Here is a 15,400-nt window from a genome sequence, read left to right on the forward strand (position 1 = left end):
GTTGACTAGGAACAATCATTGAACTGGCGATAGCCGTGGGAGCGGTTCAAGCCAGATGGCAGGCCACCCGGGCGTTATCGCTCCGGATATCTTCCAGCCGTGGCCGTTGCTGCCGGCAGGCCGCCTGCGCCTTGGGGCAACGCGGATGGAAGGCGCAACCGGCGGGCGGATCGCTCGGGTCCGGCGTGGCGTCGCCTAGCCCGATATCCGGCACGCCCAGCCCCGGCTCTGGGGTCAGTGCGGAATCCAGCAGCGCCCGGGTATAAGGGTGACGTGGCGAGCCGAAGATCTGCTCCCGCGTGCCCTCCTCGACAATGCGGCCCAGATACATCACCGCGACCCGGTCGACCAGATGCTCGACCACGGCTAGATCGTGGCTGATGAATAGATAGGTCAGCCCGAATTCAGCCTTGAGATCGAGCAGCAGATTGAGGATCTGCGCCTGGACCGAGACGTCCAGCGCGGAGGTCGGCTCGTCGCAGATCACGATGTCCGGACGCATGATCAGTGCACGGGCGATGGCCACACGCTGGCGTTGACCGCCGGAAAGCTGCCCGGGGAACTGCTCGGCGGCGCGCCGGGGCAGACCCACCACATCCAAGGTTTCGGCGATACGCGCCCTCTGCTCGCGGGGCGTGCCAATGCCGTGCACCCGCAGCGGCAACCCGACTATCTGGGCGATTCGCTTACGCGGATTGAGCGAAGAGTACGGATCCTGGAAGATCGGCTGGATGTGACGGGCCAGTGCCTTCTGATCGGCATCCCGTACCGGCCTGCCATCGACCAGCACGTCGCCGTCGCTCGGCGTCGTCAGCCCCAGCAGCATCTTGGCCAGTGTGCTCTTGCCGCAACCCGACTCGCCTACGAGCCCCATGACTTGGCCTCGCGGGATCCGCAGCGAAACATCGCTGACCGCACCGAGCGTGCGTCCGCGCTTGAACAGGCCACCACCCAGCGTGAAGGTTTTCGAAAGTCCGCAAATTTCCAGCGCGGGGGTAGCGGCGCGGGATGCTGAAGCGGAGTCCGACGTCGACGGCGACTGGCGTGGTTCGGCGACCTCGATGATGGGTTGTGCGTTCATGAAATCGTCTCCGGTTGAGGCGGTGCCGATACCGGCCGGTCGGCATAGTGACAGCGGGCGCGATGATCTCCGGACAAGGACATCAACGGTGGGGTCCGCTCACAGATCGGCTGCGCCTGCGGGCAACGATTGCGAAAGGCGCATCCCTCGACATGCCCCACCAGACTGGGTACGACACCCGGGATCGCCTGTAACCGGCTCCCAGGTGGTGTCTTGCCCGGCGCGGGAATGCAGCTCAACAGTCCACGCGTGTAGGGATGGCCGGGGTTGGCATAGAGTGTCGGCGTCGGCGCGGATTCGATCACCTCGCCGGCATACATCACCGCGACCCGATCGGCAATGCGTGCCACGACACCCAGGTCGTGGGTAATGAAGATCACCGCAGTGCCAAACTCCTGCTGTAACTCTCGCAAAAGCCGCAGGATCTGTGCCTGTATCGTCACGTCGAGCGCGGTGGTCGGCTCGTCGGCGATGATCAGGTCGGGCTCGCACATCAGCGCCATGGCAATCATCACGCGCTGACGCAGCCCGCCGGAGAGCTGATGCGGATACTGGTCCAAACGATCCCTGGCGGCACTGATGCCGACGCGCTCCAGCAGATAGATCGCCCGCTCGCGCGCCTCCTGCCGGCTGACGCCGCGATGACGAATCAGCCCTTCGCAGAGCTGGTTGCCCAGGGTGTAGGCAGGGTTGAGCGCGGTCATCGGCTCCTGGAAGATCATCGACATTCGCGCCCCGCGCAGATCACTGCGGCGACGCTCGGAAAGCGTGGTCAGGTCGATGCCGTCGAACTGGAGGCGATCGGCCTTGAGCCTGGCCTTGCAAGGCAGCAACCCCATCAGGGCCAGCGAAGTCATCGACTTGCCGCAGCCGGACTCCCCCACCAGACAGAGCATCTCGCCACGCTCGACATGAAAATCGATCCCGCGCACGGCGTGCAGCGTACCCGCCTCCACCGGCAGGTCGACGCGCAGGTTGTTCACTTCGAGTAATGGCATCAGTTGCGCCCTCCCGGTGCATTGAGATCCCGCAGCCCATCGCCGAGCAAATTGATCGCCAATACCAGCACGAACAGCGCAATACCGGGAATCGCGATGACCCAAGGTTGGAAGAACATGTAGGCCTTGCCCTCGGCGACCATAAGCCCCCAGGACGGCAGCGGCGGCTGGACGCCCATGCCGAGAAACGACAGCGTCGCCTCGAGCAGGATCGCGTGAGCCATTTCTAGGGTCATCACCACGATCAGGGAGCCGGCGATGTTGGGCAGCACTTCGCGCAGCAGGATATAGGGCAGCGAACAGCCCAGCGTACGTGCCGCGTAGACATATTCGGCATCGCGCATCTGTTGAGTGACCGAGCGCGAGACGACCGCAAAGCGATCCCACAGCAACAGCCCCAGCAGCACGATCACAGTGGTCAGCGAGCCGCCGGTTAGCGAGGCCAGCGCCAGCGCCACCAGCACCACCGGCATTGCCAGTCGCGTGGTAATGACGTAACTGATGACCGCATCCACGCGGCCACCGAAATAGCCGGCCAGCACGCCCAGCGTGGTGCCGATGACGCCAGAGATCAGCGCGACCACCAGCCCGATGGTCAGCGAAATGCGGGTGCCGAAGAGCAGCCGGCTCAAGGTGTCGCGGCCCAGTTTGTCGGTGCCCAGTACATGCTCCCAAGATCCCTTGTCATGCCAGACCGGCGGCACCATGCGATTGGCGATGTCCTGGTGATACGGATCATGCGGCGCCAGCAACGGTGCGAAGATGGCGATCAGGATCGCCAGCCCGACCACGATCAGGCCGATCGCCAGCCCACGATGGCCGAACAGCCGACGGGTCACTCGGGACCAGGCCGGTGGCTGCAGCGGAATTTCGCCGAGGCCGGTGCCAGGCGTCGAGGCTGAAGAAGCGGTTGGCGAAACGCTCGAAGTCGTCATGTCGTTCTCCTCAGCGGGTGCGAATGCGGGGGTCGAGCGCCGCATTGGCGACGTCCGCCAGCAGCGTCAGCACGATGTAGAACAGCGCGATGATCAGCACGACGGCCTGCACTACGGGATAGTCGTTGCGCGAGATGGCGTCCCAGGCCAGTTGCCCCAGGCCGTTGAGCGAGAAGACCGATTCGATGACCACCGAACCACCGAGCATGAAGCCGAGCTCGACGGCGGCCAGCGCAACCACCGGGATGATCGCGTTGCGCAGCGCGTGCTTGAAGATCACCGATCCGGTGCGCAGCCCCTTGGCTCTTGCCGTACGGATATAGTCGGACTCGAGTACCTCGAGCATGCCGGTACGCGTCAGTCGCATCATCGCTGGCGTGGCGTAGTAGCCCAGCGCGATCGCCGGAAGAACGAAATGCTGCCAGCCGTCGCTGCCCGCCGCCGGTAGCCACTGTAACGTCACCGCGAAAACCACGATCAGTGTCAGGCCGAACCAGAAGCTCGGCATCGCCTGCCCGACCACCGCGAATAGCAGCGCCAGCCGATCGATCCAGGTATCACGTTTGAGCGCCGCCAGCACACCCAGCGGAATCGAGATGCTTATCGCCAGCGCCAGCGCCAGCCCACCCAGTGTCAACGTGATCGGCATGCGATCCACAATCAGATCGACCACCGTGCTCTGGTAGTAGTAGGAGCGGCCGAAGTCGAAGGTCAACGCACCACCCAACCAATCCAGGTACTGGTTGACGATGGGCCGATCGAGCCCGTAATCCGTGCGGATCTGTTCGACCTGTTCGGCGGTTGCCTCGGGTCCGGCGATCGATGTCGCCAGGTCGCCGGATAGATGCAGCAGCATGAAACTGACGATCGAAATGGTCAGCGCCACGCTCATCGCGATCAGAAACCGGCGGACGATGAAAGTGCCCATGAAACCTCCTCACGCCGCACGGCCTCGTCTCATGAAGTACAGGGCCGCACAGGTTGATTTGCGGATATCGGAAAGCGTTACTTCCAACTGGCCTCGGCAAAGCGCGGCAGCTCATCCGGATAGGGCGTGAAATTCAGATCGGCGGTATAGGCGTAGTAGGTGGAGTAGGAGAATAGCGGCGCCCAGTAGGCCTGCTCCGAGATCCGCTGGAGCGCCTTGCGATAATTCTCCTTGCGCACCTCGGGGTCGACGGACGTATCGCCGGTGTGCAGCCACTGCTGGACCTGCTCGTCCTGCCAGTGGTCGTCGGCACCGCCGCCAAAGTAGACGCTGGCGAAAGCCGAAACGTCGTTGACCGAGTAGGAGCCCCAGGTCTTGAACGACATGTCGGTCTTTCCGCTGCGCTGCTGCTCGAGCAGAGCCGGCGAGGTCATGAAGCGCAGATTGACGTCGATGCCGATGTCACGCAGGTCGCCGATCATCGCCTCGGCGTAGTCCCGCTCGCGATAAGCGTATAGGTTCAACTCGAAGCCATCACCGTAGCCGGCGTCCGCCAGCAGTTGGCGCGCCTTGTCGGGGTCATAGGCGTACTCGACCACATCCTGGGTCTCGCAGCCGAACTGGGCAGGAAAACAGGGCGCATAGAGCGGGCGGCTGCCACCCCGCACGAGATTGTCGGCCATGCCCTGGCGATTGATCGCATGATTGATCGCCTGGCGCACTTCGAGGTGACTCAGCGGCGAGTTCTCGCGTCTGGCGGCATCAAAGGAGATGTATCCGACACGCATGGTCTCGCCGCTATCCACGGTCAAGTTTGGCATGCCCTGCATCTGCTCGGCCTGATCCGCCGGCACGCGCCAGATCCAGTCGACCTGACCGGTCATCAACTGCGCCACGCGGGAGTCCTGATCGGGAATCACCTTGAACTCGAGCTTGCCGATGTGCGGCTTGCCGATAGGGCTGTCGGCAAAGTAGTCCTCGTTGCGGGTGAGCTTGACGCCCTCGCCGGGCGTCACTTCAGTGATCCGATAGGGGCCGGTGCCAATCGGCTTCTTGCTGAAACCTTCCAGGCCGACCTTCTGAAAGTATTCATCCGGGAAGACGGGAAGCGGCCCCGAAAGATACTCCAGCGCCGCCGGGAAGGGTCCGTTGAGATGGAAGCGAACATGGGTGTCGTCGATCTTCTCGACACTCTTGATCCAGTCGGTGTTCTGCCGCGTGACCACCTTCGAGTCGGGCGACACCACATAGTTGAAGGTGAAAACGACATCATCGGCATTGAACGGCTCGCCGTTCTGGAACTTGACCCCTTGGCGCAGCGTCATCTCCAGCGTGGTGTCATCGACCCACTGCCAATCGGTAGCGAGCATCGGCTCGTAGTCGTTGGTCTCGGGGTTGCGGTAGACCAGCGTATCCCACGCCAGGTGCGAGATGATGACCCCTTCCCGCAGATTGTTGTGATACGGACTGATGTTCTCGGGTTCGCTGTCGGAAGCGTAGACCAGCGTGTCGTTGGCCTTGTTGGCCAGCGCAGGCAGCGACAGGCAGCACAGCGCCGTGCCGGCTACGATATGGCGAAGCGTCAAGTTAGAGCGCATATCAACCTCGTTCTTGTGTTGTTGGACGAGAGTCTGTTATCGGACGAGAGCCCGGCGTATCACCGGCAGCGTCTTTTCCAGCGGCCCTGTCGTTGTGTTGTTGAACCGCCTTCGGGTCGACGCCTTTTCACTTGAAGCTATCGAACGCCTACCCATGCCACAAGTACAATGTTTAGAAACAACCATTGCCATTTCGGCAAACTTTAATAAAAACAATGGGGAGCATTTCATGTCCGGTATTCGTGGAGATGAATAGCCGCGCGCTGCAGGAAACCGCACTGCGCTATTTCCTGACGGTGGTCAAAAGCGGTTCGATCAGCGAGGCCTCGGTTCGACTCAATGTCGCCGCCTCGGCGATCAGCCGGCAGATCGCACGTCTCGAACACGAGCTCGGTACCCAGCTGTTCGAACGGCGCGCCAGAGGCATGGTGCCGAGCGCCGCCGGGGAGCTGCTGGCCGCACATGCCAGGCGAATGCAACTGGAAACCGAGCGTGTGTCCAGCGAAATTCAGGCCCTGCAGGGGCTCGAACGCGGCACAGTGCGCCTGGCCTGTTCGGAAGGGTTCGCAGTCGATTTCATCCCGCTGACAATCATCGAGTTTCGACGCCGCTATCAGGGCATCCAGTTTCGACTCAGCGTAAGTTCGCCGGCCGAAGTGACGCGCAAGGTGCGCGAGGGAGAAGCGGATATCGGTTTGACCTTCAGTCTGGCGCCGGAGCGCGACATCCAAGTGGCGTCACGCCAGCGTTCGCGCATTCAGGCACTGATGGCCCACGACCATCCGCTGGCCGGTCGACGACAGGTGACACTGGCGCAACTGCAGCCGCATCCAGTCGCCCTGCCGCCGCCGGAAACGACGTTACGCCAGCTGTTCGATATCTGCTGTAGCCAGCAGAACCTGATCTTCGAATCGACCTTCACCAGCAACTACACCGAGGCGCTGGTGAATTTCGCCATGCTGGGTGGCGGCATTGCACTGGCCGGCGAAATCTCGATTCGGCATCGGCTTCTGCATGACCGATTGGTGGCGGTGCCGATTCGCGATGCTGGCATGGATGCCCGCCACGTGGAGTTGCAGACACTGGCCAACCGTACCCTGCCGGCAGCGACCGAGGCATTTCTCGAACATCTCAAGGAGATGATGGAAACCGGCAAGCCGTGATGACCTTCAACCGGCGTGGCACTTCTTGAACTTCTTGCCGCTGCCGCATGGGCAAGGGTCGTTGCGGCCCACGTCCTTGAAGGCGTTGCGCACCGGGGCTTGCGGTTCGTGGTGGTGATGCTGGCAGTGCGGGCCATGAACGTGGCCGGGGGCGCCGTGGTCGTGGCTATGGTCGTGGCTGTGATCGTGCTGACAGTCCGGGCCGTGAACGTGTGATTGAGTCATCTGGCGATACCGTAACGAAGGGAGGATAACCGGGGCGCGATTATCCTCCACGGATCGCGGTGGCGCCATCGTCTTGCAGCCCGCGTGCGCTACTTGAGCTCGATCTCGACGAACACGAATTCGCTATCGTTGGCGTTGACCACGTTATGTTCGGCGCCCTTGTCCCGATAGTAGGAAACTCCTGCTTCCAGCACCGAAAACGTGTGGCCATCCAGCGTCTCGAGCTCGAGCTTGCCGGTGCTCTGGGGCACCACGACATAGTCGTGCTCATGCGCATGCCAGCCGGTTTCGGCACCCGGAGGGAAACGCCACTCGGTGACGGTGACTCGGTCATTGTCGACCTGTACGGTAGACTTGGCCTGTGGCCGCGAGGAGTTCATGATTCCAATCCTTCAATCGATAAATAGAGGTGTTCGGCGCCGACGCTACACCGGCACACGCTGCAAAAACTGGCTCAGTAGCCGTAACGCTTCAGAATGGCGTCCTGATCCTGAGACGGCTGGCCGTAGAATTCCAGCAGCTGCTCCGGCCGGTTGGTGAAGAAGCCGTCGACGCCGCGCTGCCGATAACGCTCGAAGTCTGCCGGCTCGTCCACCGTGTAGAGATGCACCAGCATGCCATCGTCATGGGCCATGCCGATCATCCACGGCTCGGCCAGGTCCATGTAGCTGAACTGGCTGCTGAACGCGCCGTCATGCTCGGATTGCACCGCCGAAGGTCCGATACCGATGGCACCATGATCCTTGGCGAAATCGAGCCAGGATCGATATGCCTCGGGTGACGCGACCTGCTGGCGCGCATAATAGTCGGCGGTGCTCTCGCCGTCGCCCTGCGGCCTGCCCGGTGCGGCCTCGATGCCGCCCTCGCCCAGCCACAGCAGCAGCACGCGCGGCACCTGCGGCATGGCCTCTCCCAGCGCCTGCAGGCTGGCCTTCGAGAAGGTCTGCATCACCACGCGGCCCGGCGTATCGCCAACCCTGACGGCGCCCTGTTCGGCGGCAGGTCGAGATTTCGCTGCCTTGCCGAGCCAGCCCCGCGCCTCGAGCTTGTCACGCAGGTCCTGTTCGATCCCCGGGAACTGCTCGGGCACCTTGGTCTCGATATAGAGCCCGGGATGATTCCGACCGCCTTCGGCGATGTCGATCACCTCGTCCAGCGTCAGGATCTCGAGACCCGAATAACTGTCACGGGCACGATCCGGATAGGCGGCATTGAACCAGCTGCCGGCGTCGAGCCGCTTGAGTTCGTCCAGCGTGAAACTCGACACCGGCGCATCGGCCCGGTCAGGGAACACCTCGGCGACGTTGGTGTTGCGACCCAGCGAGTTGTCGTGAACGGCCACCAGCACGCCATCCTGGGTGCGCTGCAGATCCAGCTCCAGATAGTCGACGCCCAGATCCCGTGCCAGCAGGTAGGCCGGTCGGGTCGACTCCGGTGCCTGGTAGGAGGCGCCGCGGTGGGCGATCACCGCATCGCAGGGAATCGGAATCTTGGTGCACAGTGTCGAGCCTTGCGGTTCGCCGTCGCCGGCGGTATCGGCGGCCTGGACCACGCCGATCGGCAGCATCAGGCTGACACCACAGGCCAGTAGCCAGTGACGTGTCGCAGTGGTCATCGCTATCTCCTTCGTTCGTTATCGAGCCTTCCAACCGGATTCGACGCCGACGCTAACCCGACCCCACGCCAGCACGATCGTGGCACCAGCATAGCCAGCGCCGGGCGCAGTGACATCCCGCCATCGCCCCAGTCAGTCCTTACTTCGCCTGGAGCCCTTGTCATTGGTGCCGAGCCATTTCCCCTTCCGGGCCAGACGAGTCGCCGGATCAATTCTCGATAGTCGCGGCTCCGGGATGGCGGCGGGGGCAGACATGCGTTAAGCTGCGTTCCCATTGCCGTTACCTGTCTGACCGTCGTCACGCGAAGCTGAAAGAGTTGACGACCCTCCTATTTGCCGCCTCCAGGCGCATCAGCCAGCACTGGCATTCCCCGGTAGAGCGTAGCCGCTTCGCTTCGCCATTCGCCGCGACCTAGAGAATACCGAATGAGTTTTGCCTCACTGGGCCTTAGTGCCCCGTTGCTGAAAGCCGTTGCCGAACAGGGCTACGACACCCCTTCCCCGATTCAGTCACAGGCGATTCCCGCCGTCCTCGAGGGAAGAGACGTCATGGCAGCCGCACAGACCGGCACCGGCAAGACGGCGGGGTTCACCCTGCCGATTCTTCACCGCCTGTCCCAAGGTGAGCGCCCCCAGGGCGGCTCACAGATCCCGGTACGCGCCCTGATCCTGACCCCGACCCGTGAACTCGCCGCTCAGGTGGGAGAAAGCGTGGCGACCTACGGCAAGCACCTGCCGCTCAAGAGCGCCGTAGTCTTCGGCGGGGTCAAGATCAACCCGCAGATCGCCACCCTGCGCCAGGGCGTCGACATCCTCGTCGCCACGCCGGGCCGCCTGCTCGATCTCCATCAGCAGAAAGTGGTTCGCTTCGATAAGCTCGAAGTCCTCGTGCTCGATGAAGCGGATCGCATGCTCGACATGGGCTTCATCCACGACATCCGCAAGATTCTGGCCGTGCTGCCCAAGCAGCGTCAGAATCTGCTGTTCTCGGCGACCTTCTCCAACGATATCCGCAATCTCGCCAAGGGCCTGGTCAACGATCCGGTCGAACTGTCGGTCACGCCACGCAATGCCGCGGCGGCGACAGTGAAGCAGTGGGTCCATCCGGTGGACAAGAGCCGCAAGCCGGCGCTGCTGTCGCACCTGATCCAGACGCATCAGTGGCAGCAGGTGCTGGTCTTCACCCGCACCAAGCATGGTGCCAACCGTCTGACCAAGTATCTGGAAGGCCAGGGTATCGAGGCGGCGGCGATTCACGGCAACAAGAGCCAGAACGCGCGCACCAAGGCGCTGGCCGACTTCAAGAGCGGCAGCGTCCGCGCCCTGATCGCGACCGATATTGCGGCCCGCGGACTGGACATCGACCAACTGCCGCAGGTGGTCAACTTCGAGCTGCCCAACGTGGCGGAAGACTACGTCCACCGTATCGGCCGTACCGGCCGCGCCGGCGCCAGCGGTCAGGCTGTCTCGCTGGTGAGCCTGGACGAGAAGAAGGAACTGGCCGGCATCGAGCGTCTGATCAGCCAGCGCCTGAACAGCGAAGCGGTGGAAGGGTTCGAACCGACACCCGGCGGCGGCCCCAAGGTCGACGACAACGAGGGCCGTCAGCCACGCGGTGGCCAGCGTCGCGGTAATGGTGGCGGTCGCGGCAACAACGCGGGCGGACGCGGCAACGGCGGTGGTCGTGGCTCATCCTCGGGCCAGCGCAGCGGCGCCAGTGGCAATCGCAGTGAAGGCAACCGGGGCGACAGCGGCAACCGCAATGGCGACGCGCCTGCACGTCGTCGGCGGCGTTCGCAGGGTGGCCAACGCCGCAGTGGCGGCGGCACGCCCAACGGCAACGTCTGACCCGCAACGTCCGACTCGGCATCAACGCCACCGTCATCGACGGTGGCGTTGTCGTATCCGGGTGCCGGCCCCGTGCCGGCGCGGGAAGCCTAGTCGAGCACGACCAGCCGATTGGGCAGCTCGTTACACTCGTGGGTCGCCGGCACATGGGTCTTCAGCAGGTCGCCACAGCTCTCGATACAGTCGAGAAAGCCTTGCAGCGTCTCGCCGGCTTTGACACGGGCAGTGAACGCTTCGACGATCGACTGCCAGCTGTCGTCGCTCAACTGGGCCGAGATCCCGCGATCGACGATGATCTCCACGTAGCGCTCGGCTTCCGAGACGAAGATCAGCATGCCGGTACCGGCGTCGGTATGGTGCAGGTTCTGCTCCAGGAACTGGCGCCTGGCCAGGTTGGAAGCGCGCCAGAAGCGCACATGGCGCGGAATCAGCCGCGTGAGTATCGACGGCAACCGAAACACCACCGCCAGCATGATGAAGACCAGCCACTGCACCAGCAGCAGATACCAGGCGCTGACGCCGTCCAGCCAACCCAGCCAGTTGGCGATGACGCTCAGCGCACCCGGCACGATGAGCGCCGTCAGCCCGGCCCACAGTAGCGGGATGTAGGTGTAATCATCGGCCTGGCGTGCCAGGACAGTAACGACTTCGGCATCGGTGTCGCGCTCGATCCGCGTGATCGCGTCGCCGACCTGCCGTTGTTCGCTTTCACTCAGTAAAGACATGCTGTCGTTATCCTGTCGTCTACCAGCCACCGGAGGCACCGCCGCCGCCGAAACCGCCGCCACCGCCACCGAAGCCCCCACCGCCGAAGCCGCCGGAACCTCCGAAACCGCCACCCATTCCACTACCCAACGCACCGCCGAGCAGGAAACCGCCCAAACCGCCACGGCGCCGGCGATGTTTGCCGCCACGACCACCACCGCCGCCGCCACTACGAACGATCAGCATGACGATCATGAACAGCGCAAAGAACCAGAAACCTGCGCCGCCGATATGGCGTGACGCTTGCCGATCGGGCTGTTGCTGCGGCGCCGCTTCCGCCATGGGATCGCCACCCAGCACCTTGACCATCGCTTCGGCCCCGCGGGTAATGCCGCCGGCGAAGTCGCCCTCGCGGAATGCGGGCGTGATGATCTGGTTGATGATCATCGAAGACTGGGCGTCGGTCAGCCGGCCTTCGAGGCCGTAGCCGACCTCGATGCGAACGGCGCGCTCGTCCACCGCCACGATCAGCAGCGCGCCGTTGTCCTCGCTCTCCTGGCCGATACCCCAGTGTCGCCCGAGCTGGTAGCCGTAATCCTCGATGGCTTCACCCTGCAGATCCGGCAGCGTGACTACCACCACTTGCTCGGAGGTCGCCTCTTCGTGGGCCGCCAGCATATCGGTCAGTTGCGACTGGGTAGCGGGGTCGAGCAGCTCGGCATTGTCGACGACCCGGCCGGTAAGCTCGGGGAAATCCGGCGCCGCCTGGGCGACCAGCGCGAAGGCCAGTAGCCATAGGCCAAGCATCAGCGATGCAGCGCACTTGTACGATTGTCGAACCGGCCAGCGCATCAGAACTCCACCTTGGGCGCCTGATCGGCATTCTCCGTGGTGGCTTCGAAGTTCTCGCGAATCGGCATGTCGCTGTAGAGCACGCTATGCCAGATCTTGCCGGGGAAGGTGCGGATCTCGGTGTTGTACGCCTCGACCGCCTGAATGAAATCGCGACGCGCTACGGCGATGCGATTCTCGGTCCCTTCCAGCTGCGACTGCAGCGCCAGGAAGTTCTGGTTCGACTTCAAATCCGGGTAGCGCTCGGAAACCGCCATCAGCCGGCTCAGCGCGCCGGTCAGCTGGCTCTGGGCCTGCTGGAACTGCTTGAGCTTCTGAGGATCGTTCAGACTGTCGGCATCGACCTGGATCGAGGTCGCCTTGGACCGCGCCTCGGTAACGGCCGTCAGCGTCTCCCGCTCCTGGCTGGCAAACCCTTTTACCGTCTGCACCAGATTGGGCACGAGATCCGCGCGGCGTTGATACTGGTTCTCGACCTGAGACCAGGACGATTTCACCTTCTCGTCCAGCGTCGGGATGTTGTTGATGCCGCAGCCTGACAGCGACAGCATCAGTACCAGCAGCAACATCCATCGCCAGGGTTGACGGGCGGCGAAGGAGAGAGCGGTCACGGGTGTCTGCATGAAGGGTTCCTGATGAGAAATCATGGCGTGTCGTCTCGATAGCTCGAACGCGTCACGCGGGTTCGAAGATGGCAAGACGACGATGACGCCAAGTTACAGGTTGGCCGGCGCCATGGGAAGGTGATTCCCCGGTGCTCACTCCGCGTCGCCGGTGGCCCGGATCCGGGCGGCAAGCGCTGCCAGCCCGGCATCGTCAGCACGCCGGTAGTCATGGGAGGAGAGATAGCCTTCGTAGACATCGAAGTACTTGTCGACCCTGGACTCGATCGGTTTGAACGCGGCGTCCTCCCCCGTGCCATGCATGGGGAACAGCTTGGCGTGCAGGTGGTCGACACCGTAGCCCTCGAAGAACATGCCGCAACGGGCCACGCCCGAAAGCGCCCGATCCAGGCGCCGGGCCACCTTTTTGGTCGCCACGATCAGCTGGCGCAGAACCTCGTCATCGCAGTAGAAGGCGTAGCTGGGGTGGTGCGCCTTGGGGATCACCACCGAAAAGCCCTCGGTATTGGGGAAGATGGAGAGAAAAGCCAAGTGTGATTCGTCTTCCCAGATACGGTGGGCCGGCGCACGACCGGCGACGATGTCGCAAAAGATGCAGCTCATAGAGGTTGCTCCCTTCGAACTGATAACCGATCGTCGGATCATAAAGCGTCTGAAGTGAAAGTTCTTCATCGCCCTCGACTGCCAGCCCTCGTGTTCTCCCTCTGGTCTTCATCACTGCCCTGCGCGATGATCGGATGGTGGAATCCCATCACCACAACAATATGAGGATCATTGCGTGACACAACGATTCAATCTTCGCCTTGCCCGTCCCTTCGCGGTACTGGCCCTCGGCCTGGGTCTCGCTGGCGGTGCGCATGCCGCCACGCCGCAGCACGTTCGCATCGCTGTCGACGTGCCCTACCCGCCGTTCGAGTATCGCAACGCCGATGGCGAGCTGGCGGGCTTCGAGATCGATCTGGGCAACATCCTCTGCGAGCGTGCCAAACTCGACTGCGAGTGGGTCGTTCAGGGCTGGGACGGCATCATCCCCGGGCTACTCTCGCGTAAGTACGACGCCATCATGTCATCGATGCGCATCACGCCGGCGCGCGAACGCCAGGTGCTGTTCACCAGGCCATACGCCATGTCGCCGAAGGTCTGGGTGGCGCGGCGCGGCAGCGATATCTCTCTCGACGATCCGGCCTCGCTGAAGGGGCTTTCGGTGGGCGTGCAGCGAGGCACCACGCAGGACAGCTACATCACGCAGCAGTACGCCGACACCCTGGATATCCAGCGCTACGCCACGGCGGCGGATGTCGCGCTGGATCTGGAATCGCAGCGCCTGGACCTGGCGTTTCTCAACTATCCGGTCGCGCTGGACTCGCTGGAGATCGGCAACGCCGACAGCCAGTTCGTTCAGGTCGGCCCGCGGATCGACCGTCCGGAGTCGATCTTCGGCAAAGGCAACGCGATTGCGGTTCGCCCCCGCGACAAGGAACTGGCCGAAGTCTTCAATCAGGCGCTGGACAGCGTCTATGCCGACGGCACGTTCGAAGACCTGATGCACCAGTACTTCGATTACGATCTGCGCCCCGCCTCTCGCAAGTCGGATACCTGATACCGAGACGATAAAAAGCGCCGCCGGGATAGCCCGGCGGCGCTGTCGTTCTGGCGCTTCGTATCTCTTCCTGCCAAGCGCTTAAAACTCCAGACAGATCTTGCCGAAGTGCTTGCCGGATTCCTGATGACGGAAGGCGTCGGCAATCCGGTCCAGCGAGAACGAGCAGTCGATGACCGGCTTGAGGCCGGTGACCTCGAGCGCGCGGATCATCTCGATCTGGTGGCGGTGGCTGCCGACGATCAGGCCCTGCAGCCGCGCCTGCTTCGCCATCAGCCTGGAGGTGGGAATATCCCCGCCGCGACCAGTCAGCACGCCGATCAGCGAGATATGCCCGGCAATGGCCACGGCATCGATGGACTGCGGCAACGTGCCCGGGCCGCCGACTTCGATGACGTGATCGGCACCGCGCCCGTCAGTCAATTGCTGGACCTTCTTGCCCCACTCCGGCTCTTCGCGGTAGTTGATCGTATGATCGGCGCCCAGTGCCTTCAGGCGGGCGATCTTGTCTTCGGAAGACGAGGTGGAGATGACGGTCGCGCCCATCGCCTTGGCAAGCTGCAGCGCAAAGATCGAGACGCCGCCGGTCCCCAGCGTTAGCACGGTGTCCCCCGCCTTGAGCCCGCCGTCGACGACCAGCGCACGCCAGGCCGTCAGTCCCGCCGTGGTCAGCGTGGCGGCTTCGGCATGGGAGTAGCCTTCGGGGGCGTGAGTGAACCACTGGGCGGGCCGCACCACTTGCTCGCGGGCGTAGCCGTCGACGCCGTCGCCCGGCACCGTCTTGAAGTCGGCCACCCGCGCCGGCCCTTCGAGCCAGTGCGGGAAAAAGGTGGAGACGACACGATCGCCGGCCGCGAACTCCGTGACACCCTTGCCCACGGCCTCGACGACACCCGCGCCATCGGCCATGGGAATTCGCCCTTCTTCGGTCGGAGATTTGCCGCTGACGACGATATAGTCATGAAAGTTGAGCGAGCTGGCATGGAGACGGACCCGGATCTCTCCCGGCCCCGGCTCGCCGGGGCCTTCGACCTCGTGAAGCTTGAGTTGATCCAGGCCACCGGGGGATTTGAGATTGACGACTTGCATGAAACACTCCTTGAACGAAACGACCTCGATGGATCGCTTTGATGGTAACGAGAGTGTAGACGCTCTCCTCCTGCGGCGATCAAGCTCTGTCGGCAATCAAGCTCTGTCGGCGATGCCGCTGCCCGTTGCCGGCACGCCAT

16 protein-coding genes are annotated in these 15,400 nt (G+C 63.3%); 3 read left to right on the plus strand and 13 right to left on the minus strand.

Features of this window, described 5'->3' with window-relative positions; translation table 11 throughout:
* Positions 1-46 precede the first annotated feature (46 nt).
* The 5 genes from R5R73_RS14580 to R5R73_RS14600 form a co-directional block, all read right to left on the minus strand.
* A complete protein-coding gene (locus R5R73_RS14580; RefSeq protein ID WP_322527903.1) occupies positions 47-1,081 on the minus strand; it encodes an oligopeptide/dipeptide ABC transporter ATP-binding protein in 1,035 nt (344 codons plus the stop codon).
* Complete coding sequence (locus R5R73_RS14585) at positions 1,078-2,079, minus strand: ABC transporter ATP-binding protein (protein WP_322527904.1); 1,002 nt, start codon at positions 2,077-2,079, stop codon at positions 1,078-1,080. Before R5R73_RS14585 ends, R5R73_RS14580 begins: the two co-directional genes overlap by 4 nt.
* A complete protein-coding gene (locus tag R5R73_RS14590; protein ID WP_110630202.1) occupies positions 2,079-3,014 on the minus strand; it encodes an ABC transporter permease in 936 nt (311 codons plus the stop codon). Before R5R73_RS14590 ends, R5R73_RS14585 begins: the two co-directional genes overlap by 1 nt.
* Positions 3,015-3,024: 10 nt before the next feature.
* Complete coding sequence (locus R5R73_RS14595) at positions 3,025-3,942, minus strand: ABC transporter permease (protein ID WP_322527905.1); 918 nt, start codon at positions 3,940-3,942, stop codon at positions 3,025-3,027.
* A 77-nt stretch (positions 3,943-4,019) separates the two neighbouring features.
* A complete protein-coding gene (locus R5R73_RS14600) occupies positions 4,020-5,540 on the minus strand; it encodes an ABC transporter substrate-binding protein (protein ID WP_322527906.1) in 1,521 nt (506 codons plus the stop codon).
* A gap of 248 nt (positions 5,541-5,788) precedes the next feature.
* On the opposite strand from R5R73_RS14600, the gene R5R73_RS14605 reads away from it, so the two are divergent.
* A complete protein-coding gene (locus R5R73_RS14605) occupies positions 5,789-6,703 on the plus strand; it encodes a LysR family transcriptional regulator (protein WP_110630207.1) in 915 nt (304 codons plus the stop codon).
* Positions 6,704-6,709: 6 nt separating this feature from the next.
* Here R5R73_RS14605 and R5R73_RS14610 read toward each other — a convergent pair whose 3' ends face one another.
* The 3 genes from R5R73_RS14610 to R5R73_RS14620 all read right to left on the minus strand — a co-directional run bounded on the left by R5R73_RS14610 (position 6,710) and on the right by R5R73_RS14620 (position 8,543).
* Positions 6,710-6,928: an SEC-C metal-binding domain-containing protein gene (locus tag R5R73_RS14610; protein WP_322527907.1), complete on the minus strand. Its 219-nt coding sequence runs from the start codon at positions 6,926-6,928 to the stop codon at positions 6,710-6,712.
* Positions 6,929-7,017: 89 nt separating this feature from the next.
* Positions 7,018-7,308 carry a cupin domain-containing protein gene (locus tag R5R73_RS14615; protein WP_110630209.1) on the minus strand — a complete coding sequence of 97 codons (291 nt, stop codon included), beginning with the start codon at positions 7,306-7,308 and terminating at the stop codon, positions 7,018-7,020.
* Between the two features lie 74 nt (positions 7,309-7,382).
* Positions 7,383-8,543 (minus strand): glycerophosphodiester phosphodiesterase, encoded by a 1,161-nt coding sequence (locus tag R5R73_RS14620; protein WP_322527908.1) that lies wholly within the window; start codon positions 8,541-8,543, stop codon positions 7,383-7,385.
* A 426-nt stretch (positions 8,544-8,969) separates the two neighbouring features.
* Between R5R73_RS14620 and R5R73_RS14625 the strand changes: the two genes are divergently transcribed.
* Complete coding sequence (locus R5R73_RS14625) at positions 8,970-10,391, plus strand: DEAD/DEAH box helicase (RefSeq protein ID WP_071229835.1); 1,422 nt, start codon at positions 8,970-8,972, stop codon at positions 10,389-10,391.
* An 89-nt stretch (positions 10,392-10,480) separates the two neighbouring features.
* Here R5R73_RS14625 and R5R73_RS14630 read toward each other — a convergent pair whose 3' ends face one another.
* From R5R73_RS14630 to R5R73_RS14645, 4 genes are all read right to left on the minus strand, one after another.
* Positions 10,481-11,116 carry a TPM domain-containing protein gene (locus R5R73_RS14630; RefSeq protein WP_322527909.1) on the minus strand — a complete coding sequence of 212 codons (636 nt, stop codon included), beginning with the start codon at positions 11,114-11,116 and terminating at the stop codon, positions 10,481-10,483.
* A gap of 19 nt (positions 11,117-11,135) precedes the next feature.
* Positions 11,136-11,948 (minus strand): TPM domain-containing protein, encoded by an 813-nt coding sequence (locus tag R5R73_RS14635; RefSeq protein WP_322527910.1) that lies wholly within the window; start codon positions 11,946-11,948, stop codon positions 11,136-11,138.
* Positions 11,948-12,517, minus strand: coding sequence for a LemA family protein (locus R5R73_RS14640; protein ID WP_416221243.1), 570 nt, complete (start codon positions 12,515-12,517; stop codon positions 11,948-11,950). The genes R5R73_RS14635 and R5R73_RS14640 overlap by 1 nt, the downstream gene beginning before the upstream one ends.
* 189 nt (positions 12,518-12,706) lie before the next feature.
* Positions 12,707-13,174, minus strand: coding sequence for an HIT family protein (locus tag R5R73_RS14645; RefSeq protein WP_322527912.1), 468 nt, complete (start codon positions 13,172-13,174; stop codon positions 12,707-12,709).
* 175 nt (positions 13,175-13,349) lie between these two features.
* Here R5R73_RS14645 and R5R73_RS14650 point away from each other — a divergent pair, with 175 nt between their 5' ends.
* Positions 13,350-14,171, plus strand: a complete 822-nt coding sequence (locus R5R73_RS14650; protein ID WP_322527913.1) for a transporter substrate-binding domain-containing protein — start codon at positions 13,350-13,352, stop codon at positions 14,169-14,171.
* A gap of 81 nt (positions 14,172-14,252) precedes the next feature.
* On the opposite strand, the gene R5R73_RS14655 is transcribed toward R5R73_RS14650, so the two are convergent.
* Positions 14,253-15,260, minus strand: a complete 1,008-nt coding sequence (locus R5R73_RS14655; RefSeq protein ID WP_276232134.1) for a zinc-dependent alcohol dehydrogenase family protein — start codon at positions 15,258-15,260, stop codon at positions 14,253-14,255.
* Positions 15,261-15,400 lie beyond the last annotated feature (140 nt).

Origin of the sequence: Salinicola sp. LHM (assembly GCF_034479735.1) — a bacterium.
GTDB lineage: Bacteria > Pseudomonadota > Gammaproteobacteria > Pseudomonadales > Halomonadaceae > Salinicola > Salinicola salarius.

Coding starts and splice junctions, on each gene's coding strand:
- R5R73_RS14630 (WP_322527909.1), bottom strand. CDS start 11,116: ATGTCTTTACTGAGTGAAAGCGAACAACGGCAGGTCGGCGACGCGATC.
- R5R73_RS14615 (WP_110630209.1), bottom strand. CDS start 7,308: ATGAACTCCTCGCGGCCACAGGCCAAGTCTACCGTACAGGTCGACAAT.
- R5R73_RS14620 (WP_322527908.1), bottom strand. CDS start 8,543: ATGACCACTGCGACACGTCACTGGCTACTGGCCTGTGGTGTCAGCCTG.
- R5R73_RS14595 (WP_322527905.1), bottom strand. CDS start 3,942: ATGGGCACTTTCATCGTCCGCCGGTTTCTGATCGCGATGAGCGTGGCG.
- R5R73_RS14585 (WP_322527904.1), bottom strand. CDS start 2,079: ATGCCATTACTCGAAGTGAACAACCTGCGCGTCGACCTGCCGGTGGAG.
- R5R73_RS14605 (WP_110630207.1), top strand. CDS start 5,789: ATGAATAGCCGCGCGCTGCAGGAAACCGCACTGCGCTATTTCCTGACG.
- R5R73_RS14655 (WP_276232134.1), bottom strand. CDS start 15,260: ATGCAAGTCGTCAATCTCAAATCCCCCGGTGGCCTGGATCAACTCAAG.
- R5R73_RS14645 (WP_322527912.1), bottom strand. CDS start 13,174: ATGAGCTGCATCTTTTGCGACATCGTCGCCGGTCGTGCGCCGGCCCAC.
- R5R73_RS14610 (WP_322527907.1), bottom strand. CDS start 6,928: ATGACTCAATCACACGTTCACGGCCCGGACTGTCAGCACGATCACAGC.
- R5R73_RS14600 (WP_322527906.1), bottom strand. CDS start 5,540: ATGCGCTCTAACTTGACGCTTCGCCATATCGTAGCCGGCACGGCGCTG.
- R5R73_RS14640 (WP_416221243.1), bottom strand. CDS start 12,517: ATGTTGCTGCTGGTACTGATGCTGTCGCTGTCAGGCTGCGGCATCAAC.
- R5R73_RS14635 (WP_322527910.1), bottom strand. CDS start 11,948: ATGCGCTGGCCGGTTCGACAATCGTACAAGTGCGCTGCATCGCTGATG.
- R5R73_RS14580 (WP_322527903.1), bottom strand. CDS start 1,081: ATGAACGCACAACCCATCATCGAGGTCGCCGAACCACGCCAGTCGCCG.
- R5R73_RS14590 (WP_110630202.1), bottom strand. CDS start 3,014: ATGACGACTTCGAGCGTTTCGCCAACCGCTTCTTCAGCCTCGACGCCT.
- R5R73_RS14625 (WP_071229835.1), top strand. CDS start 8,970: ATGAGTTTTGCCTCACTGGGCCTTAGTGCCCCGTTGCTGAAAGCCGTT.